Origin of the sequence: Mucilaginibacter gracilis (genome assembly GCF_003633615.1) — a bacterium.
Classification (GTDB): Bacteria; Bacteroidota; Bacteroidia; order Sphingobacteriales; family Sphingobacteriaceae; genus Mucilaginibacter; species Mucilaginibacter gracilis.
In genome coordinates this window covers 3570593-3596461 of sequence record NZ_RBKU01000001.1, presented here as the reverse complement: position 1 = coordinate 3596461, position 25869 = coordinate 3570593, and the positions used below count along the sequence as shown (strand labels likewise).

At 42.0% G+C, this 25869-nt stretch carries 17 protein-coding genes; 12 read left to right on the top strand and 5 right to left on the bottom strand.

The features are described 5' to 3' along the window. Nucleotides 1–135 precede the first annotated feature (135 nt). Complete coding sequence (aroC, locus tag BDD43_RS15690) at nt 136–1227, top strand: chorismate synthase (protein WP_121198558.1); 1092 nt, start codon at nt 136–138, stop codon at nt 1225–1227. A gap of 418 nt (nt 1228–1645) precedes the next feature. On the opposite strand, the gene BDD43_RS15685 is transcribed toward aroC, so the two are convergent. Genes BDD43_RS15685 through BDD43_RS15675 form a run of 3 tightly spaced genes read right to left on the bottom strand, consistent with a single transcriptional unit; the run spans nt 1646 to nt 7349 of the window. Continuing rightward, a complete protein-coding gene (locus BDD43_RS15685) occupies nt 1646–4843 on the bottom strand; it encodes an efflux RND transporter permease subunit (protein WP_121198557.1) in 3198 nt (1065 codons plus the stop codon). A gap of 14 nt (nt 4844–4857) precedes the next feature. Then, the gene (locus tag BDD43_RS15680; protein WP_121198556.1) at nt 4858–6000 is read right to left on the bottom strand and encodes an efflux RND transporter periplasmic adaptor subunit; all 1143 of its coding nucleotides are present in this window, start codon (nt 5998–6000) and stop codon (nt 4858–4860) included. Nucleotides 6001–6014: 14 nt separating this feature from the next. After that, nucleotides 6015–7349 carry a TolC family protein gene (locus BDD43_RS15675; RefSeq protein WP_121198555.1) on the bottom strand — a complete coding sequence of 445 codons (1335 nt, stop codon included), beginning with the start codon at nt 7347–7349 and terminating at the stop codon, nt 6015–6017. A gap of 338 nt (nt 7350–7687) precedes the next feature. Here BDD43_RS15675 and spt point away from each other — a divergent pair, with 338 nt between their 5' ends. From spt to BDD43_RS15620, 11 genes are all read left to right on the top strand, one after another. Next, the gene (gene spt / locus BDD43_RS15670) at nt 7688–8893 is read left to right on the top strand and encodes a serine palmitoyltransferase (protein ID WP_121198554.1); all 1206 of its coding nucleotides are present in this window, start codon (nt 7688–7690) and stop codon (nt 8891–8893) included. Beyond that, nucleotides 8890–10008 (top strand): hypothetical protein, encoded by a 1119-nt coding sequence (locus BDD43_RS15665; RefSeq protein WP_121198553.1) that lies wholly within the window; start codon nt 8890–8892, stop codon nt 10006–10008. Before spt ends, BDD43_RS15665 begins: the two co-directional genes overlap by 4 nt. Further along, nucleotides 10005–10994, top strand: a complete 990-nt coding sequence (locus tag BDD43_RS15660) for an NAD-dependent epimerase/dehydratase family protein (protein WP_121198552.1) — start codon at nt 10005–10007, stop codon at nt 10992–10994. Before BDD43_RS15665 ends, BDD43_RS15660 begins: the two co-directional genes overlap by 4 nt. A gap of 98 nt (nt 10995–11092) precedes the next feature. Then, nucleotides 11093–12418, top strand: a complete 1326-nt coding sequence (locus BDD43_RS15655) for an inositol-3-phosphate synthase (protein WP_121198551.1) — start codon at nt 11093–11095, stop codon at nt 12416–12418. A 342-nt stretch (nt 12419–12760) separates the two neighbouring features. Beyond that, nucleotides 12761–15298, top strand: a complete 2538-nt coding sequence (locus BDD43_RS15650; protein ID WP_121198550.1) for a DUF5686 and carboxypeptidase-like regulatory domain-containing protein — start codon at nt 12761–12763, stop codon at nt 15296–15298. Nucleotides 15299–15316: 18 nt separating this feature from the next. Further along, complete coding sequence (locus tag BDD43_RS15645) at nt 15317–16048, top strand: CDP-alcohol phosphatidyltransferase family protein (RefSeq protein ID WP_121198549.1); 732 nt, start codon at nt 15317–15319, stop codon at nt 16046–16048. Between the two features lie 8 nt (nt 16049–16056). Further along, nucleotides 16057–16644: a DUF4833 domain-containing protein gene (locus BDD43_RS15640; RefSeq protein WP_121198548.1), complete on the top strand. Its 588-nt coding sequence runs from the start codon at nt 16057–16059 to the stop codon at nt 16642–16644. A gap of 7 nt (nt 16645–16651) precedes the next feature. Continuing rightward, nucleotides 16652–17272 carry a sterol desaturase family protein gene (locus BDD43_RS15635; protein WP_121198547.1) on the top strand — a complete coding sequence of 207 codons (621 nt, stop codon included), beginning with the start codon at nt 16652–16654 and terminating at the stop codon, nt 17270–17272. 2 nt (nt 17273–17274) lie between these two features. Further along, nucleotides 17275–18219 carry a phosphatase PAP2 family protein gene (locus BDD43_RS15630; protein WP_121198546.1) on the top strand — a complete coding sequence of 315 codons (945 nt, stop codon included), beginning with the start codon at nt 17275–17277 and terminating at the stop codon, nt 18217–18219. Nucleotides 18220–18476: 257 nt separating this feature from the next. Further along, nucleotides 18477–18830 (top strand): CAP domain-containing protein, encoded by a 354-nt coding sequence (locus BDD43_RS30080; RefSeq protein ID WP_162847083.1) that lies wholly within the window; start codon nt 18477–18479, stop codon nt 18828–18830. A gap of 51 nt (nt 18831–18881) precedes the next feature. Further along, nucleotides 18882–19571 carry a TIGR02117 family protein gene (locus BDD43_RS15620; RefSeq protein ID WP_121198544.1) on the top strand — a complete coding sequence of 230 codons (690 nt, stop codon included), beginning with the start codon at nt 18882–18884 and terminating at the stop codon, nt 19569–19571. Nucleotides 19572–19631: 60 nt separating this feature from the next. Here the strand turns inward: BDD43_RS15620 and BDD43_RS15615 are convergent, their stop codons facing one another. Together BDD43_RS15615 and BDD43_RS15610 are read right to left on the bottom strand one after the other, a co-directional pair. Continuing rightward, nucleotides 19632–20672, bottom strand: coding sequence for a PorP/SprF family type IX secretion system membrane protein (locus BDD43_RS15615; RefSeq protein ID WP_121198543.1), 1041 nt, complete (start codon nt 20670–20672; stop codon nt 19632–19634). Nucleotides 20673–20675: 3 nt separating this feature from the next. Beyond that, complete coding sequence (locus BDD43_RS15610) at nt 20676–25862, bottom strand: PKD domain-containing protein (RefSeq protein ID WP_147425653.1); 5187 nt, start codon at nt 25860–25862, stop codon at nt 20676–20678. Between the last annotated feature and the right edge of the window lie 7 nt (nt 25863–25869).

The window sequence follows — 25869 nt, the reverse complement described above, 5'->3', positions numbered from 1 at the left end:
TGCGAGGTACGAAGCAACCGCACGGAAGCAAAGCGAACCTGCAAAGCCGCTCTGTAAAGCAAGCGGTTGCTTCGTTCCTCGCAATGACAAACTATGTATCTCAATACTCATATCTAACATCTCATATCTTACACAATGGCTGGTAATTCATTCGGACAAATATTCAGGATAACAACTTTTGGGGAATCGCACGGCGAGGCTATCGGGGTGATTATAGATGGCTGCCCTGCGCAATTGCCTATTGATATGGAATATATTCAGGGTGAGTTGGATAAGCGCAAGCCTGGTCAAAGTAAAATTACTACGCAGCGTAAGGAGAGCGATACGGTTAAGATACTTTCGGGCGTATTTGAGGGTAAAACTACCGGAACGCCTATTGCCATGCTGATACCGAATGAAGACCAGCGATCGAAGGATTACAGCCATAATACTGATGTTTTTCGGCCATCACATGCAGATTATACTTATCAAACCAAGTATGGCATCCGCGATCATCGTGGTGGGGGCCGCTCATCAGCGCGCGAAACGGCTGCACGCGTGGCTGCCGGGGCTGTTGCTAAATTGTTGTTAAAAACACAGGGGATAGAAATATTGGCCCATGTTAGCAGTGTTGGTAAAATTGATGCACCTAACGTAACCATAACAAGCGCGAAAGAGTTTTTAGCTATCCGCGAAAGCAACATTTTACGCTGTGCCGACCCCGGTACTGCTGTTGAAATGATTGATTTTATTGATTCGGTACGTAAAGATGGCGATACCGTTGGCGGCAAAGTGAGTTGCCACATATTAAACTGCCCGGTTGGGCTAGGCGAACCTGTTTTTGATAAGCTGCACGCCGAATTAGGCAAGGCTATGTTGAGCATTAACGCCGTGCATGGTTTTGAATTTGGTTCGGGTTTTTCGGGCAGCGAAATGCGGGGCTCGGAGCATAACGACATTTTTGTTAAAAACCATTTAGGCGATGTTAAAACTATCACCAACTTTAGTGGTGGTATACAAGGCGGCATAAGCAATGGTATGCCCATTGAGTTTAAGGTTGCCTTTAAACCCGTTGCCACTATTATGCACAACCAGCAAACTATAGATGCCGCAGGCAATGCCGCCGAAATAAGTGGCAAGGGCCGCCACGATCCTTGCGTAGTACCGCGCGCCGTGCCTATTGTTGAAGCTATGGCAGCCTTGGTGATAGCCGATCATTGGTTGAGAAATAAAAATTCGCACTTATAAAGAGATTTTAATACCCACTCATGAATACCGGGATATTAGAGGGGTAAATTTCTTTTGCTAAAACATGCATGTAAAAAACAGCGCACTAAGATTTCCGTGAAATTATAGTATTGCTCTTTCTGTGTGCTTCGGTTAATAATTTTCAGAACCTTTCCCCAAATTTTTGAAACGAAAAAGGAGCTTATTACTAAGCTCCTAATCAACGTATTTATTATCAAACTTTTGGCTGGCACCATAATTTGATTGCTATGCGTTCGACGGTATTGTATAAAGTTAATAACCTGAAACTAAAAATTCAAACAATCCATGGTTCTTTTTAACCTTTTTATTTTTGAACGCTTTTAATGCAATTTTATTACGTTTAATGCAACAAAAAGCCCCAAACAGTTAAGTTTGAGGCTCTCGGGTTAGTACAATATTATTCCACGCCTGTTATATCGTCATGCTCGGGGTCGGGTTTGTAGTTGGCTTGCATTTCGTCAAGCTTCTTTTTACCATAGGCAAATTTGGTAATCAACACATAGAGCACGGGCACAATAAATATAGCCAGGAAGGTTGCCGAAAGCATACCGCCAAAAACCGTCCAACCTATGGTTTTACGGGCCTCGGCGCCTGCGCCAGATGCTACAACTAATGGTAATACACCTAATATAAACGCCATCGATGTCATGATAATTGGGCGCAGGCGCAAGTGTACAGCCTCTAAAGTGGCTTTAACAACTTCCATCCCACGGTCAACCCGTTCCTTGGCAAACTCCACTATCAGGATGGCGTTTTTGGCAGCTAAACCTATCAAAGTTATCAAACCTATTTGCGCGTACACGTTATCGGTAAGTAATGGCCTAAAGGTTAGTGCTAAAATGGCCCCAAAGGCACCCAACGGCACCGCGAGTAATACAGAGAACGGCACCGACCAACTCTCGTACAGAGCCGCTAAAAACAAGAATACGAACATGAGCGAAAGAATGAAGATATATACGGTTTTTGAACCGGATAATATTTCTTCGCGGCTTAAGCCCGAAAACTCGTAACTGTAGCCTTGCGGCAGCGTTTGAGCAGCTACTTCTTTTAAGGCATTTAAAGCGTCGCCGCTACTATAGCCCGGTGCAGGGCTACCATCAATTTCGGTTGAGCGGAACAGGTTAAAGTGCGATATTAACGGGGCACTCTCGGTTAACTTATAGCTGGTAAGCGTGCTTACAGGCACCATTGTACCGCCGGAGTTTCGTACAAAATATCCGCTCAGGTTCTTAATGTCGGCGCGGTAATTAGTATCGGCTTGTTCAACTACGCGAAAATTACGGCCATAAATTGTAAAGTCGTTAACGTAAGCACTACCCAGGTAGGTTTGCAAGGCGTTACCCACGTCGGATATACTTACACCCAGCTTTTTACACTTTTCACGATCGATGGTTAACTGGTAACCCGGTGTGCGCGCCGTAAAGAATGAGAAAGCCTTGCCAATTTCTTTTCGCTGGTTTATGGCGGCAACAAAAGTCTGCACCACTTTTTCAAAGGCTTTTATATCACCGGTTTCGCGTTGTTCTAAGTTAAATGCAAAGCCTGCAGTTGTGCCTAAACCGGGTATTGCCGGTGGCGAAATAACTACAACGTTTGCCTCTTTTATGGTAGTCGAAAATTTCTTTTGAAGTGATGCAACTAAACCTTTGGGCCCTAATAACTGGTCTTCTGGTTTTGTACGCTCATCCCAGGGTTTTAGCTGGCAAAATATGGTTCCACTGTTTGATTTTGTTGCGAAGGAAACAACGTTTAAGCCACCCAAGGCAGCATAATGCTGTACGCCGGGCACACTATCCAACATATGCATCATCCGGGTTATTACGTTAACTGTTCTACCGGTTGACGAGGCCTCGGGTAAATCAAAGGTTATGTAAACGCGGCCATCATCTTCCGTTGGTATAAAACCGCTTGGTTTGTACTTAAATAACATTACAGCCCCAATAATGATACACAATAATATTACTATAACAAACTTGGAGTTTTTTATACTTCGCGCAACACCATTTTGGTATTTGCCGGTTACGCGGCCAAACCAACCATTAAATTTAAAGAAGAACTTATCCAACCCTTTAGACGACTCGTCCAGTTTCATCGGCTTCAGTATCAACGTACAAAGCGCAGGAGTTAATGAAAGTGCCACGAAAGCCGATATCATTACCGATATGGCAATAGTGATGGCAAACTGCTGATACAAACGGCCTACTATACCCGGTATAAAACCTACCGGAACAAACACCGCCGCCAATATTAAGGCAATTGCAATAACGGGCGCCGATATATCGCGCATGGCGTTCATGGTAGCCTCTTTAGGGTCCATGCCTTTTTCGTCAATATAATGTTGTACGGCCTCAACCACCACAATGGCATCATCAACCACAATACCAATGGCCAATACAAAACCAAACAGTGTTAAAGTATTAATAGTAAACCCTAACGGAATAAAGAATATGAATGTACCGATAATTGAAACCGGGATAGCCAACACAGGGATAAGCGTTGCCCTCCAGCTTTGTAGAAACAGGAATACTACCACAATAACCAGGGCCAAAGCTATGAGCAAGGTTTCAACAACCTCATGCACGGATACCTTTACAACCGTTATCGATTCGAACGGAACCACGTAATCAATATCAGCCGGAAAAGCTTTCTTTAGCTCATCCATGGTATCATAAATGCCTTGTGCGGTTTCGATAGCGTTACTGCCCGGAGCCTGGTACACCAGCAGGTATGATGCCTTTTTTCCATCAACAAATGAGTTACCAGAGTAGTTAAATTTACCTAACTCAATGCGGGCAACATCTTTTAAATAAACCACGCTACCTGTGGCGGCGTTTGTTTTTACTACAATGTTGCCAAATTCTTCGGGTTGAACCAAACGGCCTTTTACGTAAACCGTATATTCAAACGTTTGTGCGTTTTGTTGCGGCGGCGCACCCACAGTACCGGCAGCTATCTGTGCATTTTGCTCTTGCAGGGCAGCAGTTACTTGGGCGGCTGTTATACCCAAAATAGCCAGTTTATCGGGCTTTAGCCAAATACGCATACTAAAATCGTCGGCGCGGCTAACAATATCTCCCACACCCTTTGTTCTTAAAAGGGCATCGCGGATAAAAATATTGGCGTAGTTATCGGTAAAAGTTACGTTGTGCGTACCCTTTGGCGAATAAATTGCCACCAGCATTAAAATACTTGGGTTACGCTTTTTGGTGGTAATACCTAAACGCTGTACTTCCTGCGGTAAGGTAGGCTGTGCTATACTTACCCGGTTTTGCACATCCAGTGTGGCATTGTTAATATCGGTACCCACTTCAAAATTGGCCGTCATGCTCATGGCGCCGTTACTGGTGCTGTTACTGGTAAGGTATGTCATACCGGGTGTACCATTCACCTGTACTTCTATGGGCGTAGCTACAGTTTGCTCAACTGTTTGGGCATCGGCACCGGTATAGGTACTTGTTATTTGTACGGTAGGCGGTGTAATTTCGGGATACTGGCCTATAGGTAAACTGGTAATAGCCAGCACGCCTACTATCAAAATAACTATTGATATAACAATTGCTGTTACCGGCCTTTTTATAAAAGTTTCTGCGATCATGCTTAAATCTTAAATTATTTTGGTGCTTGTTGCTGGCCCTGTGCCGATTGTTTTGGCGGCCCAACCTGTATCTTACCCTTATCGCGCAAGCGGTTCAAACCTTCGGTAACAACCTTATCACCTTCGTTTATACCGCTCATTATCACAATTTTATCGCTAACACGCGGCCCAACCTGTACCTTGTGCTGCACAGCTATGGTATCGTTTTGCGATACAAACACAAAAAATTCGCCCATTTGCTCGGTAATGGCTTTGTAAGGTATTAAAACCTGTACGCCCGATTGCTGGTTCAATACTTTTAATACCACGCTCATTCCGCTTATTAATTCCTTTTTGGGATTAGGGAACTGGATACCAACCTTGATCGTTCCTGATTGGTTATCAACACCCCTATCAATCACCAATATTTTACCCGGTTGCTTGTAGGCTACCCCGGTTGACGAACTCAACATAAAGGTTGAATCGGCCTTAATGGCCGGTTTGCTCTGCATGGCCGCAAAACGCGGAATATCTTTTTCGTCAACCACAAAATCAACGGCAATCGGGTCTTCGCTCGATATGGTGTTTAACAGCGTTGTACCGGGGCTAACCTGCGCACCCAGTTTAACCTGGGATATACCAATACGGCCCGTAAAAGGGGCCCGGATTAACGAATAATCCAAATCTGTTTTAGCTGATACTACGCCTGCCTTTGCCGATTCAACCTGGCTTTGGCTGCTGGCTAATGTGGCCGTAGCATTATCAACCAGTTGCTTGGCAACAGCATCCTGCTTTAAAAGCTGGTTGTACCTGTCGGCATCTTTTTGCGAGCGTATCAGGTTTGCCTGGGCGCTGCTTAAATTGGCCTGGGCCTGCAAATACGCCGATTGATATTTACGGCGGTCTATCTCATATAATGGCTTACCTTTTTCAACCACGTCACCTTCCTTAAAAAAAATGCCCGTTAAATATCCCGCCACCTGCGACCGTAATTCAACACTGTTTAAGGGCACTACAACGCCCGGGTATTGATCGTAATAAATGGCGTTGCCTTTTTCGGCTGATACAAGAGTTACAGCAGTTGGCGGCAATGCAGTAATTTGTTTGGGGGCTTGCTTGCATGATACCCACATCAGCATTGCTACAGGGCCAATTAAAAAAATGTATCTTTTATTCATAACTAAGTAGTGTATTAATATTGGGTGGAAAGTGTTCCGAGTGATTTTTGAAGATCTATTTTGCTCGAGAGCAGGTTAAACAAAGCGTTGTAATAATTAAGCTGCGAGGTGCGCAAGTCCGACTGGGCGTTAATTACATTGAGGTACGTTTTTATACCTTCCCGGTATTGTAACGTTACCACATTATACACATCGGTAGCCAATTCAACATTTTGTTTTAAGATGCGGTAATCATTAAAGTTGCTTTTATAACCTGCCAGGGCCTGTGTATATTGCGTGTTTATTACGTTGCGCGTGTTTACTAAATCCAAATCGGCACGCTCAACCTGTAACCTGGCCTTGCTTAAGTTTTGTAACCGTTTGGTACCCGTAAAAATAGGGATAGACAAGCTTACGCCGGCATACGAGTTAGGGAACGAGCGGCTATACAAATCTTGCACGTTAGGGTTAAAATACCCCAAATTATAATTGCCGAATGCCGATACCGACGGCAACCAACCCCACCGGTAATAATCAACATTAATGTTTTGCAGTATTTTTTGGGTTTGCAGCAACTTATACTCAATACGGTTATTTACATCTAAAATTTGCGTAGTATCAATCACAGTTTCCTTTTCCAACTGGGCCGAATCGTAGGCAAGTTGTACGGGTTTTGCCGGATCGAAACCCATTATTTGCTTTAAATAAGCCGTTTTACTCAATATTGCTTCCTGCGCTTGCTTGCGGCTTGCAAACTCGTTATTAAGCGCTATGGTAGCTTGTTTATAATCAATTTTATCAACAATACCGGCTTGATACTGCGCGTAGGCGTCTTTTAAACTGCGTTGCAGGCGCACAATATCCTGGTTAATTATCGATAATTGCTTTCCGGATAGAAGCACATCATAAAAAGCATTGCTTACATCGGATACTACATTAATTTGGCTGCTCGCTGAGTTTTCTTTAAAATATTCGCGGCTATATTTTGCTGTATGGGCAGCAAGTGCTACGGTATTATTGTATAGTACCTGCGTTGCACCCACACCCAATGTAGAGGTATTTGGCGCGCTGGTTGGCTGGTAGCTATTATTAATATAAGTTACCGGCAATTGAAAGTAATGCTGGGCACTGCCTGTGGCATTAACCTGTGGCAACCAATCGGCAAGGCCGATAGATATGGTGCGCTCGTTTATTTGCTCGTCAATACTGGCTTGCCTTGTAGCCGGTTGATTGCGCAAGGCAAAACTGATGCATTGCTGAAGCGAAACTACCGATGTTGTGGTGTCGTTTTTTATTTGTGCAAACCCGTTTGCCCGAAATAAAAAACAAATGATTATAATTGTTAAAACATGATACAAAAGTTTTTTCATAATTTTAGAACAGCAAAGCGATTATTATAAATACAAAATAAGTGCAATAGTTTAAACTTCTTCACCTATTTAGTCAAAAAATTACTAATACGTCATTTAAATTGGGTGTTGTGACAATATTATTACAAAGAGGGTTTTTAAACATTCAAATTGTCTTTTTAAGGTTAAAATAACGTAAAAAGATCAATTGGTTTTTACTTTTAGGAATAAAAACGATTAATTTGCTCTCCGAAAATTTTAGTAATAATACCGCAGTGTTAAAAAATTATAAAGTAAAGGAGCGGTATATTAGGATTTTCGTGGTATTTTTACAAAAATTTTAAGTAGGGTTAACATACATGGGTAAAAAGCTACATGAGAAAGTTGCTCAATTTCAAGATGCAATTTCAATAAAAGAGTCAGGATTATATCCTTACTTCCGTCCTATCGAATCTGGTCAGGATACTGAAGTAATGATTGATGGTAAGAGGGTATTAATGTTTGGTTCAAACTCCTATTTAGGGTTAACCAACCATCCCAAAATTAAAGAAGCATCAAAGAGAGCAATTGACAAATACGGAACGGGTTGTGCCGGTTCCAGGTTTCTAAACGGCACCTTAGACATTCATATTGAGCTAGAAAACAGGCTTGCTCAATATGTAGGCAAAGAGGCTACGGTAATTTTTAGTACAGGGTTCCAGGTTAACCTGGGCGTATTATCGTGCATTACGGGCCGCAATGATTATTTGATATTAGACGAGTATGACCATGCTTCGATCATCGATGGCAGCCGTTTATCGTTCTCGCGTGTAATTAAATATGCGCACAACGATATGGACGATTTGCGCCAGAAATTAAAGAATTTACCCGAAGAGGCTGTTAAAATGATAGCTGTTGACGGTATATTTAGTATGGAAGGCGACATTGTTAAATTGCCCGAACTATCGGAAGTTGCAACTGAGTTTGGTGCTAACATTATGGTTGATGATGCGCACAGCTTAGGTGTTATTGGCCACAAAGGCGCAGGTACTGCTTCACACTTCGGGATGACAGATCAGGTTGATCTTATCATGGGTACCTTCAGTAAATCGTTTGCATCATTAGGCGGTTTTATTGCTGCTGATAAGGATGTGATTGAATATATTAAACACAAAGCACGGTCGTTGATATTTAGCGCAAGTATGACTCCGGCTTCTGTTGCCAGTGTTATTGCCGCTTTGGATATTATTGAAAACGAACCCGAGCATATAGAAAACCTTTGGAAAAACACCAATTACGCCAAAGCGTTATTGCTTGACGAAGGTTTTGACATGGGTGTTACCGAAAGCCCTATATTGCCAATTTATGTTAGAGATAACGATAAAACGTTTATGGCAACCAACATACTGCAATCGCAAGGTATTTTTGTGAATCCTGTGGTTTCTCCTGCTGTTCCGTCCGATTCATCGTTACTGCGTTTCTCGCTAATGGCAACACATACGTTTGACCAGATTGACGAAGCAGTAGACAAATTATCTAAAGCCTTTAAACAGGTTGGCGTAACTACGGTTAAAGAAAGAATATGATACAAATAGTTCCGGTAAAGTCAAAAAAAGACCTTGGTTCTTTTATTGACTTTCCGCACGATTTATATGAGGGCGATGGCAACTACGTTCCTGAACTTTTTATCGCTCAAAAAGACCTTTTAACTACACATCCGTTTCACAAACACTCATCGTTACAGTGCTTTTTAGCCTATCAGGATGGTAAAATAGTGGGGCGCATTGCAGCCATATTAAACAATAACCACAACACCTTTAACAAAAGAAACGATGGTTTTTTTGGTTTTTTTGACTGTGTAAACAACCAGGAAACCGCAAACCAACTTTTTGCAGCAGCCGATAAATGGCTGAAAGACAAAGGCGTTACCCAGAAAGTAATTGGCCCGGTAAATTTTTCGACTAACGAAGCCTCCGGGCTTTTAGTTGAAGGTTTTGATAGCCCGCCATTTTTAATGATGACTTATAACGCGCCCTATTATGCCGATTTAATTGAGCGTGCAGGTTACGTTAAACAAATTGATTTGATAGCCTGGCACTGGGATGGGCAGGCTTATGATGATAAATCGGTAAGATTGCTTAATGCTTTGCAGGAAAGGTTGAAGCGCAATAACATCCTCATCCGTAAAGTAAGCCTTAAAAACTTTAAAGAAGAAGTTGCTAAACTGCGCGAAGTTTACAATTCGGCCTGGGACCAGAATAGTGGTTTTGTACCCTTGACAGATGCCGAATTTGCCCATTTAGCCAAAGACCTCAAGCTGATATTGGACACAGATTTTGCCTATGTTGCCGAACAAAATGGCAAAATAGTAGGCTTTGGGCTGGCGCTGCCAAATTTTAATGAAATTTTAATGAAGGTAAAAAGAGGGAGGTTATTGCCCACCGGTATCTTCAAAATACTCTTCAATAAAAGCAAAGTTAAAAGCTTGCGCATATATGCTTTGGGTGTTATAGATGGTTACCGCAAAATGGGTATTGAGGCCTGCTTATACGGCTCCATTATTAGCGAGTACAAACGCAAAGGCTTTACCCATGCCGAAGCCGGGTGGACACTTGAAAACAATACATTAATTAACGAAGCCATTATTGCTATTAAAGGCGACCCTTATAAAAAATACCGCATCTACGAGAAACAGATATGAAGGAGCGGGTTTTAATAACCGGCGCAAGTGGTTTTGTTGGTTATCATTTGGTAAAAAACGCCTTAAAAAACAACCTCGATGTTTACGCCGCGGTTAGGGAAAGCAGCAAAACAAATCATCTCGCAAAATTTGATATTCAATATACCTTTCCGGATTTTAGTAGTGTTGATGCCCTCGCCAAAGATATTGAAGATAAGCAATACACTTACATTATACACGCCGCAGGTGTAACAGCCGCCAAAACCGAAGAAGATTATAACCGCGTAAACGCCCAATACACCCTTAACCTTGCCAAAGCAGTTTTGCAAAGTAAAGTGCCTATAAAAAAATTTATTTTTTTAAGTAGCCTTGCTGCATTAGGGCCATTACCTACACTTAACGGCATTATTACCGATGATACTTTACCCAACCCGGTAACCGCCTATGGCCGTAGTAAATTGCTGGCCGAGCAAAAAATAACTGCACTACCTGGCCTGCCACTCCTCATTTTAAGGCCAACTGCGGTTTACGGCCCCAGAGATACAGGCATTTTTATTATACTAAAACAGTTTAGTAAAGGTTTTGAACCTTATATTGGCCGTATTGAACAACACCTCAGTTTTATTTACGTTGATGATTTGGCAAAACTAACCGTAAGCGCGTTAAAGCTTCCAATTAAAAACAGAGCTTATAACGTGAGTGATGGTAAAACTTACAATAGGTATGCCCTGGCAAATTTTACTAAACAGGTGTTAAATAAAAAAACAATTAAGGTACATTTGCCCTTATTGCTTATAAAAGCCCTTGCCGCATTGTTACAAAAACTATATGCACGCAGTAATAAAACCCCAGCCTTAAATATTGAAAAGCTGAGTGAACTTAATGCCGTTAACTGGATTTGTGATATCAAAAATGTGACACAGGATTTAAATTATTTACCTGAATATGACCTAAAAAAGGGGCTGGAAAATACCTTTGCGTGGTATAAAAAACACAACTGGCTTTAAATTTTAATATATTACTACTAATAAATATCTATAATGAAAACCTTTTGATTTTGCCAATTAAGGGCTAAACAAAGGTTTTATCTCAAAACAAATATCGAATGAAAACAAACATTGAACCAGCCGAAGGTAAATTAGGCATCCTTATTCCGGGTTTAGGAGCTGTTGCTACAACGCTCATAGCCGGGGTTGAAGCAGTTAAAAAGGGAATATCACAGCCTATTGGCTCGTTAACGCAAATGAGCAGCATACGTTTAGGCAAACGTACCGAAAACCGCTACCCCAAAATTAAAGATTTTGTACCTTTGGCGAGCCTTGAAGATATTGTTTTTGGCGGATGGGATGTTTATGACGATAACGTTTACCAGGCGGCATCAAACGCAAAAGTTTTAGATCAGCACCTGCTAGATGCCGTTAAGGGCCCGCTTGAGGCAATTGTGCCTATGAAGGCCGCTTTTGACCACAACTACGTAAAAAACCTTACCGGCACACACATTAAAGAATTTACCACCCGCCATGACCTTGCCCAACAGGTTATGAACGATATTGAAGCCTTTAAAGCGGCAAACGGTTGCAGCCGCATTGTAATGGTTTGGTGCGGATCGACCGAGATATATTTTGAAGAATCGGAAATCCACCAAACGGTTGAAAGCTTTGAGCAAGCTTTAAAGGATAACGACGAACGCATTGCGCCAAGTATGATATATGCTTACGCTGCCTTAAAATTAGGCGTAGCCTTTGCTAACGGCGCCCCTAACCTTACGGTTGATATACCTGCACTGGTTGAGCTTTCAAAAATTACAAATACACCAATAGCCGGAAAAGATTTTAAAACCGGCCAAACTTTAATGAAAACCATTTTAGCACCCGGTTTAACAGCAAGGGCACTGGGCGTAAAAGGTTGGTTTTCTACCAACATCTTAGGAAACCGTGATGGTTGGGTTTTGGATGATCCGGATAATTTTAAAACTAAGGAAGTATCAAAATTGAGCGTTTTGGAAGAAATTTTCCAACCCGAGATTAATCCCGAACTCTATGGCGACTTGTACCATAAGGTGCGTATCAATTATTATCCGCCCCGCGGCGATAATAAAGAGAGCTGGGATAATGTTGATATTTTTGGCTGGCTGGGTTATGAAATGCAAATCAAAATTAACTTTTTGTGCCGCGATTCTATTTTAGCGGCTCCAATTGTTTTGGATTTGGCTTTGTTTATGGATCTTGCCAAACGCGCCAATATGAGCGGCATACAAGAGTGGTTATCGTTTTACCTAAAATCGCCGCAAACGGCGCCGGGCTTAAAACCAGAACACGATATTTTTAAACAGTTAATTAAACTGCAAAATACCCTGCGCCATATGATGGGCGAGGATTTAATAACACACCTTGGTTTAGATTATTACCAGGACCTGGTAGAATCGATGTAAAATATGTTTTTTGATAAACCCGGTGCCGTTTAATGCAAATTAGATAGGCTCCGGGTTTTATTAAGTTGGCTATAGCTAAGCTGCTTTAACTGCCAAAACCCCGCAACATATTGCTGATAAAAATAAAAAGCTTGCTTGTTTGGATGTTAATTTAATAACATGCGTGCTTTTTAGGGCAAATTAATGTAACATTAACACGTTTTTAATACCTCTATAACAATTGAGATTTGACTTTTTGACCACAAACGTCTAACATGATTTTTTTTACATTTGCGATGTTTGATTACCGGTAGTTTTTAGTCAAAAAATCTATAGGGTACAATAAAACGTATTAATAACAAAATGAAGCATATTCTTTTATTCTTTTTTATAATTTTCTCAATAATTGCTAAGGGCCAGGTTACCGTTGTAAAAGGTATAATTACCGATGTAAATACCAAACAGCCTTTGCCTTATGTATCTGTAGCATTTCCTGGTACTAATATTGGCACAAGTACCGATGCTACCGGTAACTATATTTTAAAAACCGGCAAAACATTAGATAAAATAAAAATAACCTACCTGGGTTATAAAACAGTTACCATTAACATTATACCCGGCGAAGTTCAAACCTTTAATATCAGGCTTTATCCCGAAGGGCAAACCTTAAACGAGGTTAAAGTAAACTCGGCCAAAAAAACGCGTTACCGTAATAAAGATAACCCTGCGGTTGAATTAATAAGGAAGGTGATTGAACATAAAGACCTTAACCGCATACAAGGTTATGATTACGCCGAATATCAGCAATACGAGAAATTACAGTTCTCGTTAGCCAACCTCTCAATGGATATTGGCAATAAAAAAATATTCCGTTCGTATAAATTTTTGTTTGATAACCGCGACTCAACAATTGTACCCGGCAAATCGTTACTACCTGTATATCTCGACGAAAAATTAACGCAGGTTTATTATCGCAAAAAGCCCGAGGTTAAAAAAGCAGTGGTAATAGGTTCGAAAAAAGTAAATTTTGGCAGTTTTATTGATGACGACGGTATGAATGCCTACCTCAACAGGATGTACTCTGATGTGGATATTTATTCGAACAACATTTTTTTAATGACCAATCAGTTTTTGAGCCCTATAGCTGATGAGGCGCCTACCTTTTACAAATTTTTTATTACCGATACCGTAACAGATGGTACTCAAAAACTGGTTGAACTTAGCTTTACCCCCCGTAACACAACCGATATGCTGTTTGAGGGAAAACTTTACGTTACTATTGATACCAATTATGCTGTACAACAGGCTAAATTATTAATCAACAATAAAATAAACCTCAACTGGGTGCGCAATATGAATGTGAACCTTGATTTTGAAAGAAACCAGTATGGCCGATACCAATTGATAAGAAGCGATATGATGGCCGATTTTGGTATCACCAAAAAGGGAAAAACAAGTTTGTTTGGCCAGCGTACCGTATCATACAGAAACTATTTATTAAACAAAGCGAGGCCCGATACTACCTACGAGGGATTAAGCGGATATGTATCTGACGAGGCCAAAGAGCGCAGCAATAATTTTTGGGTTGAGAGCCGCGGTAAAGACACGCTTACAACGGCAGAATCAAAGGTTTACAAAAATATAGATAGTTTGCAAACCATCCCGTCGTTTAGGCGCACCATGGATATTGCATCATTGTTGCTGGCTGGTTATAAATCGTTTGGTCCGTTTGAAATTGGGCCGGCAAATACCTTTTACAGCTTTAACCCCATTGAGGGCCTGCGCCTGCGTTTTGGCGGACGTACAACGCCCGAATTAAGCAAACGCTATTACTTTGAAACCTATGGTGCCTATGGCTTTAAAGACGAACGCTGGAAATATTTTTTAAGCGCAACATACTCCATCAATAATAAAACCATTTACAAGTTCCCACAAAATTACATTAGGGCCAGTATACAGCGCGATACCAAAATACCGGGTGCCAATTTACAGTTTGTATCCGAAGACAACTTTTTACTATCGTTTAAACGTGGCGTAAACGACAAATACCTGTATAACGACTTTTATAAAATAGATTACGTGCGCGAATTTGAGAGCCATTTCTCGTACTCGGTAGGGTTAAGAAACTGGAAACAATCGCCGGCAGGATCGTTGTATTTTAATAATACAGTTGATGGCGTGCCCAACTCCATACCCAGTATTACTACAACCGAAGTTAATGTAGGTTTCCGTTATGCGCCTCACGAGCAGTTGATACAGGGTAAAATATACCGCATTACCATACCAAGCAAATACCCTATTTTGGAGTTTGATTATACGCAAAGCTTTAAGGGTGTTTTAAACAGCCAATACACCTACCAAACGTTGCACGCAAAAATTGATAAACGCTTTTATTTATCGCAATTAGGGTATACCGACTTTAGTGTTGAGGGTGGTTATACCTTAGGTAAATTGCCTTTTCCGTTATTAACCATACATAGGGCAAACCAAACTTACGCTTATCAGTTTGACTCGTATAACTTAATGAATTTTATGGAGTTTGTGAGCGACCATTACGCAAGCGTAAACATTGACCATTGCTTTAACGGATTTATATTTAACAAGATACCGTTATTTAAACGATTAAAGTTTCGCGAGTTTATAACCTTTAAGGCATTATACGGCGGCATTCGCGACGAAAACAATCCGGCCCTTCATTCGTCGTTAATACAATTCCCGGTTAATAGCGCGGGAGTACCTTTAACCTATAGTTTAAACGGTAAACCTTATACCGAAGGTAGTATTGGTATAGGCAATATATTAAAGTTTTTTAGGGTTGACCTGGTAGAGCGCTTTAACTACCTTGACCACCCTAATGCGCCACAGTTTGGTATTAGAACCAGGGCAAGATTAGATTTTTAAAATAAAAAAGATACTGCTATGGCACAAGCAACTACTGTACGGGTTAACCTGCAATTAGGAATATACAAGGTTATTGACCCATTGGTAAAAATACTTATCAAAATTGGGTTAACGCCAAATGCCATAACCACCATTGGGTTATTGTTAAACTTTGGCGTTGCCGGGATATTTATACTTGGAGCCGAAGAAGGCAACCGTGGCGATTTAAGCTATGTAGGCTGGGCAGGCGCGCTTGTATTATTTGCCGGATTGTTTGATATGCTTGACGGCCAGGTTGCACGCCTGGGCAAAATGAGTTCGCAATTTGGCGCTTTGTATGACTCGGTGCTGGATAGGTATAGCGAATTGATTATGTTTTTAGGGATTTGCTACTACCTGGTTGCCCACCACTACTTTTTAAGTTCCATATTTGCCTTTATAGCCCTTATAGGATCAATGATGGTGAGCTACGTGCGCGCACGTGCCGAAGGCTTAGGAATTGAATTAAAAGGTGGCCTGATGCAACGCCCGGAAAGGGTGGTTACTATTGGTTTATTTGCCATTATTTGCGGCATATCATCGTCATACATTGGTGGCGATTATAAGTTGTATATACCCGGCATACCTTTCCACGTATTTGAAACTATTACCATTTTTACTGTTCCTATTGTAATACTGGCCGTGCTATCAAACATAACGGCCTTTAAGCGTTTATACGACGCCAAAAAAGCTATGGAAGCCTCCGAAAGTAAAATAAATAAAGAAAGCTGATACCAATAATGAATATTGCCCCTGCCCTGCTGTTAAATTTCGCCTTGCTATTTCACCTATGTTTACCTTCGGACAGATTAGTTAGGGTATCGAAATTAACAGATATTGATACAACCTCCCGAAAGGCTAAAGTAATTAATTTCCCTGTGCCTAATGTGGCCAAGCTGTTTTATGTGCAGCGCGACCCCAATACCAATACCATAATTTACGATATAAATTTAAACGGTAAAGGAGAGCCCGACCCTGCCAATCCGGTGCATGTTTATTGGATTAAATACAACGAAAAAGGGCAAAAGGAAGAACTTAACTTTATTCAGCGTAAATTTGCATACGGACTTGTGACTAAGCCACTGGATAATGGTAAATTTGACATCCGTTTTGTATCGTACAAAAAGTATCCCCTTTATTTAATGAAGGCGGAAACAGACAATAAATATCATATTTTTGCAACAATTGCTAAAAAGCAAGCCATACTGAACCGTATATTTATTAAAATTGAAGGCGGAACCTTTTGGCTGCCTAATGTGGTATACGTTGAGGTTAAGGGCACCGACCCTGCAACCGGAAAAGAAATAGTAGAACGTTTTAAACCGTGAAAGCGCAATGAAGAAGAATTATGTGTCAAATTCCAGTGAATCTGTAAGGATGTTTAAAAGTGACCTTTTGGAGTTTTTCTCTAAGGTGTACTTTTTTATTCCGCTGGTTATTTATATACCTGTTATTGTTTTTTTAATTTATAAATCGTTTTTTGACGCCGGTATTAGTGTACTTACTTTTACAGGCTTATTTTTGGCCGGCATATTTGTGTGGACGTTTATTGAATACGTTATGCACCGCTTTGTTTTCCATTATGTACCCAAAGCAAAATGGGCCTACCGCCTGCACTTTATTTTTCACGGTGTACACCACGATTACCCTAACGATTTAAAACGCCTTGTGTTACCCCCATCGGCAAGTATACCGCTGGCTTTGGGCTTCTACCTTTTGTTTAGTGCCATTTTGCCCGGTAACTATGTGTTTGCTTTTTTCCCTGGGTTTATAGGTGGCTATTTGGTTTATGACATGACACATTATGCCATTCACCATTTCAACTTTAAATCGGGCTTGTGGAAAAAAATTAAACAACATCATATGCTGCACCACTACCAGGACCCAACCAAGGGTTACGGCGTAAGTTCGGCTTTTTGGGATAACATTTTCCGCTCTCATTTTACCAACAAGTAAGCATGAGTAACGGCTCTGCCGCAAATGGGGCAGTTAGCATCAACCGTAAAACTATAACGGTTACGTGCGGCGTTTCTGCGGCATATTTGCTGTTATCGGCATTGGTTGTTGGTTACAAAACCGATCAGTTAGTGTTGGTGTTGTTGTTTAACCTAGCTTTTTATGCTTCGGCCATATCGCGTAAGTTTATTACGGGGTTTGCCATCTTTATCGTTTATTGGATTACATACGATTATATGAAGGCCTTCCCAAATTACAACTACAGCGCAGTACACATAGCCGATTTATACCATACTGAGAAACATATTTTTGGTATCAACATTAGCGGCAAAGTTTTAACACCAAACGAATACTGGCGCTACAACGGCAATAGTTTTTTAGACCTCATGTGCGGCATTTTTTATTTATGCTGGATACCCGTACCTATGGCTTTTGCCGTTTATCTGTTTTTTAAAAAACGCAGGCAGTTTTTATTGTTCCTGCTTACTTTTGTGCTGGTTAACTTTATCGGCTTTATTATATACTATACCTTTGCCGCAGCACCGCCCTGGTACGTTGCCTATAAAGGTTTTAACTTTGTGGCGCATACCCCTGGCAATACGGCAGGACTTGCTAAGTTTGATGCTTATTTTAACATCGGTCTGTTTAAATCCATCTACGCCAAGGGTTCAAACGTTTTTGCGGCCATGCCTTCCCTCCACTCCTCTTACCCGGTTATAGTTTTGTATTATGGCTTAAAAAATAAACTGGGTGTTATTAATGTGTTTTTTGCTACTGTAACAGTTGGCATTTGGTTTGCGGCTGTTTACCTCAGTCACCATTATGTTTTGGATGTGCTTGCCGGGATAACTTGCGCCATTGTTGGCATAGCATTGTTCAACCTATTACTATCGCGATCCGGCTTTTTTAAGCGGTTTATTGATGGTTACGAGCGGGCTATAATGTAGTCTATTTTTTAATATTTTAGTGGTGCTGTTTATGTTGGCTCTTGTGCAACAAAACCGGCGGTGCCATGTTTATATTATTGAATGCGAAAATATTGGATATGAAAAAGTTATGTCTTGCTTTTTTGATAGTATTGGGGACTTTACCCTTGGTTAATGGTCAATCATCGTTACGTATCGATAATCAACAATTCAAAGATCAATTTTTGACTATCATTAATGCAAAACGAGCAAAAGGGTGCAATTGTGGGGGCGTTTTTATGAAACCTGTATCGCCCTTAACCTGGAACGACCTATTGGCCCAGTCCGCCACAGAACATGCGAAAGACATGTACAAGCACAATTACTTTAACCATGAAAGCAAGGATGGCAGTACATCAGAAGACCGCATTATTAAAGCCGGTTATATTTACAAAGGATACCAAAAATACACTACCGGCGAGAATATTGCATACGGTCAGCAAAGTATTTTAGAGGTTTTAGCTAATTGGTTTAAAAGCGATGGGCACTGCAAAAACATAATGAACCCAGATTTTAAGGAAATAGGTGTTGCCGAATACAACTATTACTGGGTGCAGGATTTTGGTGGCCGCGTAAGTTTTGCTGCACATTAACAAGAGATAAACGTTGATAATTATATTCATTGTAAATGTTATATTTATCAGATGTTTAGAGTTGTATTACGCCGCTTACTCTTTATTGTTTTGGCTTTTGTAGGTATACTTGGCACCTATGCTATACTCGCCCTTTTGCTCCCACATATAAAAGTTAACCGCAATTTTACCGAAACGCCAAACGGCGTTACCATTTTTGTTTGCTCAAACGGTGTACATACCGATGTGGCAGTGCCGGTTAATACCACCTATATTGATTGGCGAAAACAATTTAACCCGGCATCGTTTAAAGCCGTTGACAGCAGCTTTCAATATATTGAGATTGGCTGGGGAGATAAAGCTTTCTTTTTAAATACACCTACCTGGGCCGATCTTAAATTTTCTACAGCCATTAACGCCTTGTTTTATCTGGATAGTTCGGCAATGCATGTTACCTATGATAAATTTCCACCAAAGGTAACGCCAAAGTTTTGCCAAAAAATAGTGATCAGTCCGCAACAGTACCGGCAGTTGATAGCTTATGTTCAAAATTCGTTCAATTTACACTCCGGGCAGGTAGCTGTTTTTCCTGGTCGTGGTTATGATGTTACAGATAACTTTTACGAGGCTAATGGCCGGTACAGCTTTGCCAAAACGTGTAATGTATGGACAAGCGGCGCACTCAAAGCCGCCGGAATACAGCAGGGTTTGTGGTCGCCGTTTGAAAGTGGAGTGATGGATGGGTACAAGTACACGAAATAGATTGAAGTAAATACCTTACCTTCTATTCAAGCATCAAGTATCTACACACCCATTTTATGCTCAATAAAAATGATAGCACTGCCTTGAGTTATCAAACTTATCGGAATTGCCCGACCGGGACGGGAGTGTGGTTTCGTAACTCAAACTGCCTTCGGTTGTGCCACTGGTATTGCTGTAGTTGATGCCCGAAAAGCTCATATCGTGGTCTACACCTAAGCGCACTTTTTCGCCGGTATCGCGGTTAATATTCAAATCGAATATCAACGAAAGCACAACCGAATTAGGCCCGTCGATACCGCCACTATTGCGATACCATAAACCAAAATTGATGTTTTTATGCTTGTATTGCGCACCCACGCTAACAGATTGAAAAACCGTTTGCTTATAAAAAACAACCGAAGGGATAACAAATGATTTTTCACTTTCTTCCATATTGTCGGACGGATTGAGATCCAGGCGATAGCTGACGTGCGCATTATACCGCACGGGCACTTTAACAGGTGCCCCGGTGAACGACTCGTTGGGTTGGTTGATGTGTTGCAAAGAGGTGCCAACCATTAAGTTGCCTGTAACCAAATTTACCCCCAGGCCCGAATCGAAATAGTATTTATTGTTAAAAAGCGGTGTTTCCGCCGAAGTAGGCGTACCCGGTATATAACCCAGGCGCGAATCGATTTGATCGCTAAATACCAATTTACTCCAATCAACAGTTCTGTTTGTAAAACCAGCCTGCAAGCCAAACGACAAAATAAAATTATCAGAACCAACACTGTACGAGTAAATACCCGCTATGTTATTGGTATTTAAATAGGCCGTGCCTTCGCTGGCTCGTGTAAACATCAGGCCTACTCCCCCACCAAACTGCGGTATCTTTAAATCTATGGAAGCGGTGTAATACGTAAGGTTACCCGGCGAACCCGTCCATTGGTTACGGTAAATAAAATTCATGCGCAGGTCGCCTTCAAACTGCCCGTTAAGCGCGGGGTTAAGGTAAACCGGTGAATTAAAAAACTGGGAATACATATGATCCTGCGCGAAGCCAGAACGTGATGCCGCAACCAGCATAAAAACCAATAAAAATAATTTCTTAAAATCCCTCATCACTTATCGTATTAAATTTACTGATCCTGAACGCTTTGGCAACCCCCCATTGTACGACATCCCTTTCCAATCGGTACCGTTTATAAAGGTGGCCGATGCCTGCCAAACATATACACCCTGGGGTGCCAATGCGCCTTTAAACGTACCGTCCCAACCATCTATTGGTGTGCCTTGCGGGCCAAGTTTGGTGGTTTCCCAAACTACCTGGCCCCAGTTGTTAAATATTTGCATGTGCCACTCTTTAATGCCCGAGCCTTTGGCGGCAAAGGCGCGCAACTCGGTATTTAAACTGGTAGGCATAAAAGCCGATGGCATAAATAGTTGGCCCGGCACTCCGGTAATACGCACGCGATGTGTTACACTGCTGCTGCAACCTTGCGGGCTCAGGGTAGTTAAGGTAACCTTATAGGTGCCGGTATCTGTATAACTATGGTCGGGATTGCGCAGTGTTGATGTTTGCCCATCACCAAACAACCATCGCCATGCTACTACGCTGCCTTGTGTGTTATCAACAAACGAGAACCGGTAATCAGGGATATTAATAACCGAATCGGGCTTTACAATAAAGTTGGTAACGGGTGGTTTGCTAACATTGATATAATTGGCTATTACAACCGAATTTGAACATTGAGATACCGAATTGGTAACTGTTAAGGTAACCGTGTACGATGCCTTTTGGGAAGTGTAAAGGTGCGGCAGAGGAGTAACCACCAACGAATGCGGCGACCCATCCCCAAAATCCCAGTCGTAAGTGTATGCAAGCACCTCTTGGGGGTTTGCACTTGTGGTGAGGTTTGCAAACTGTACCGATACCGTGCCGCAGCCGCTTGTTACATCGGCAGTAAATTTGGGTACAGGTGGGGCAAATACATCAATCCTTGTTTTATCCGATTCTATAACCGAGCAATTGTCCATTGCCGTTATACTTACAAAATAGGTTCCCGGTGTATTAAAAGCATACGGTAAATCGGTGGTGCCTGCGGTTCGTTTGTCTATAATTTTGTTGTTAACATCATAAATATTGTAAGTAAAACTTGTGCCTCCGTTGGTATTGTTTACAAATGTTGGCACAAAAGGAGCGCAGCCTTTGGTATTGTTACCCTGCACAAACATTTGAGGTGTAATGCTAGCCGGGGATATGGTTAGCGGGATGTGTTTGGTTTCGCTGATATTGCCGCAATAATCGGTTGCCGACATATATATTATATACGTTTTAGTTGTAGTTGGGCTAACCGGGTTAAATACCGCCGCCGATTTATCGTTCAATGCAATTTGCTGTACCAACGTACTGCCATCGTACAAGTAAAAGGTATAGCTTTTGTTGTTACCCGGCGATGTGTTTTTAACGCTGATAGCAAACGGAGCGCAGCCGTTCAGTTTATCGGGCAATATTGATACTACGGGTGCCGCGGGCCGTACCAATATCGATAATGTGAACGCAGGCCGTATTGTACAGTTGTTTACTACGCTAAGGGAAACTAGATAAGTGGTATCCTTACCATCGGTGCGAGGTTGGAACATGCGCGACGGGCTTATGGCTGACGATTGCGTACCATCGCCAAAATCCCACAAAAATTTACCTGTAAGCGAATTTGAGGTATTTGTAAAATTAACCGTATAAGCACCGCAGCCGTTGCTTTTATCGGCGGTAAAGGTTGGGGTAATATCTATCAGGTTGGTAATAATTACTTCATCTTCGTTGTCAATACAAGGGGCAAGGCCCTTAACCACCCATGCAAACTTGTAAACATTACCTGCCGCTAAACCTATTATTTGTGTTTGCGCGCTGGCTGGCGATACGATGGTAACTAAAGGCCCGGCGGTTTGTTTCCATAATCCGGTAAACGGAGTTGGGTCGTTACCACTCAAGTAAGTTGTAGTTAAACTGCACAAAGTTTGGTCGGCCCCGGCATTGGCTGTAACTGCAGGTGGGTTAACCGTTACTATACTAACGGTTGATGGTAATATGCTGCATACCCCGCTTTGCACAATTGCCCTGTACTGGGTTGTTTGTGTAAGGTTTAAATAGTTAAGGCTGGTTGTGGTATTGTTAACCATTTGCCACGAAGCACCACCATCAACAGATGCTTCCCAACGTAATATTTTGCCGTATTGGTTGGTTAAGTTTATGGTTGAGCTGTTATTGCCAAAGCAGGTTGTAATAGTACCGTTGGTGGTGCCCCCAAGTGTTGGTTTATCAATAGTTATAGTTACCAAATTAGTGGTTGGCGAGCAGGTTGATGCATTTGTAATAGTCCACCTAAACTTGTAAACGTTACCCGGTATTAAACCCGATGCGGTTGCGTCTGGCCGTGTATTGTCCGAAAAGATTACTCCAGGTTGCCCGGAGTCTAAAGTCCATTTTCCTGTTCCGGGTGATGGGTCGTTAGCATTAAGCTGGTATGTGGTGGCGCTGCAAATCTCAGCATCCGGCCCTGGTACCGAAGGTGCAGGTAAAGGCTGAACAGTTATTTTTATAACTACCGGCTGGCCCGCGCAGTTACCTACTGGTGTTATGGTATAGGTTACTGTTGCCGTAGCTGCACTGCTGTTAACCAAAACATCCTGAATGCTGCTTGCTGATATGGGAAAAGTTTGATTGGTGTTACCGGTAACTGCACCTGTACTGGTACTCGTCCAAACGTATTTGATATTTGGAGTATTTGCAGATAAAACAATATTGGCAGGTTGGTTACTGCAAATTACATTATCGGTTGCACCCAGAATAACCGGAACAGGCGATACCGTAACCGTTAAAGTAAAAGGCGCGCCATCGCATCCATTACTATGAGGGGTTATGGTGTAGGTTATAATGGCATTGTTTGTTGCATCATTATCGGTAATTATATCGGCAATGGTGCTGCCGTTTCCGTTGGCTGTAAAACCTGTGGCACTACCCGATGTTAGCGCGGCAACCCAGGTATAAGTACTGCCTGCAACTGTTGATGTAATGTTATAATTTAATGCGCTGCCTGTACAGGCGGCCAGTGTTGCCGGGCTGTTAATGGTATTAAAAGGATAAATGCCTATGGTAACGTTTTTTTGAATATCGCTGCATTGGCCCAGCAAATCGGTAGTAACGTCCAGCGTAAGCGTAACGGTTCCGGCGGCTATTTCTGCGGCACTGGGTGTATAGGTTGGTGTTAATGAGGATGTGCGGCTTGGCGAAAATGTACCGCTACCACCTTGCCAAACAAAGCTTTTGTAAGTACCATTGGTTACCGACCCATTGATAACTACAGATGTACCGGGGCATATAGGCTGTTGTACCGTTGCATTTACGGTGGGTGCCTGCTGAAAAGTTATGTCCTGGGTTTTTGTATCCGTTCCGCAACTGTTGGTGCAGGTTACAGCTACGGTATAGGTGCCATAATCGGGAAATTGAATTTGCGGGTATTGGCTGCTTGCAGTTGTTCCGTTTACAAAAGTGGCGGGTGCTAAGTTGTTACTGGAAGTAACCGTCCAGGCGTATGTGGCCGATTGATCGGTAGTGCCGCTAAACGTGGTTGCTGTTGGGCCGGGATCGGTATTGAAGTTTAGCACCTGATTGTTACCGCACAACGGAACATTGGCCGACAGGGTAACAACCGGGGACGAATTAACGGTAATGGTTTGTACCGGGGCAGTTATTAAGCCGCAAGAACTGGTAATATCCATTTTTACCTGGTAGACACCTGTTTGGCTAAAAACAAACTGCGGTTGTATACTTGCCGCAGTGGTGCCACCAGCGTAGGTAACGTCGGCAGGGCCGGTAATAGTCCAGTTGTAAATGGGCGGGGCGTTGCAACCGGCATCAATTACCGATGTATTAACCGGCATAACCGGGTCGGCAGATAAACAAGCCGTTGCTGGGATTGTAAAGCCTGGTTTAGGAGGATCCTGAATACAAATATCCTTGGTAATATCAGGCGCAGGGCACAGGCCATTATTGTTTTGGAGCCGCAATGTTACATGATGTATACCGGTTGTGGTAAAAGTGTGAACAAATGGTTGGCTAAGGTTATAATTAGGGTATTGAACGCCATCGGCTACCCAGGTGTATTGTGCATTTGCATAGGTACAATCAACGGCTTCAGCATTGGGATCCTGACCGGGGAATGAATCGTTTGAGAAGGTGACGCTGGTACCTGTACAGGCCACCGACGGAAAATCAAAATGATTGGTTGCCGGGTTAAGCACCTTGGCATAACTGGTTACCTGTGTGCCAACATTGCCACAATAGGGGCTTGTTGCCTGCAAATCAACCTCAAAAACATTGTTTTGCGCATTGGTTATGTTACCGCACGACGATTTTGTGTAAATGTGGGCAAGCTTGCCGCCGGCGTTAACAATATCGCAAAGAGTTAACCAGTTGGATAGCCCATCGCCCCATTTCACTTTATATATTAAACCGGGAAAGTTTTTTTGTATACCGTTTGCCGATACGATATCAACATTATAGGTAAGCCCCTCGTTGCTGGTTTTACTTAAACAAATTGTGTTGCTACCTGTGGTACCAAAGCTTGAATTAATAACATTATTAATTAATGTATACGATTTTGTACCCACTATACCATTATTAACGGCCTTTAAGGTAATTGTGTAGTTGGCGGCCTTTGCATTAAAATTTATGCTTGGCGCAAGGGTTAATGAATCTTCTTGAATTTGCGATAGCTCGTTATAAAATGTAGCGCTAACTGCCGAACCTGTGGTAGATTTATCGGTGAAACCGTAGGTTGTGTTATCGGTTCCGTTGCATGAGCCAAAAACTTCGGGAAAGGTGCTGTTAATGGTTTGCGATGTGACGCCCGCAGTAGTGCCTGCCGAGGTGCTTATGGTTATAGGGCCGGATGCAGCGCTCACAACAACCGGACTTGTTGATTTTACACGCACCTTGTAATTACTGCCTGCCGCTGTATTTGCCGGAATTATACCGTTTACAAATGTTGCATAAAAGCCCGTGTAACTACCTATCAATTTTTCGGAAGAAAAACTACCCGCAGCATCCGACAAGTAAAGGTTAAATACGTTTGTTTGGCCAATGCAACCGGTAGCAGTTTTAACATTAATACGCACACTAATAGTTGAATTTTGCCCGTACGGCCCGGCATCGGTGCCACCGAGCGTTATGGTTTGGGCATAAGCTGATGTTACGACTAAAATATTGAATAACAATAACGTAAATAAATTCCTTTTCAGTTTCCGTCGCACAATACCT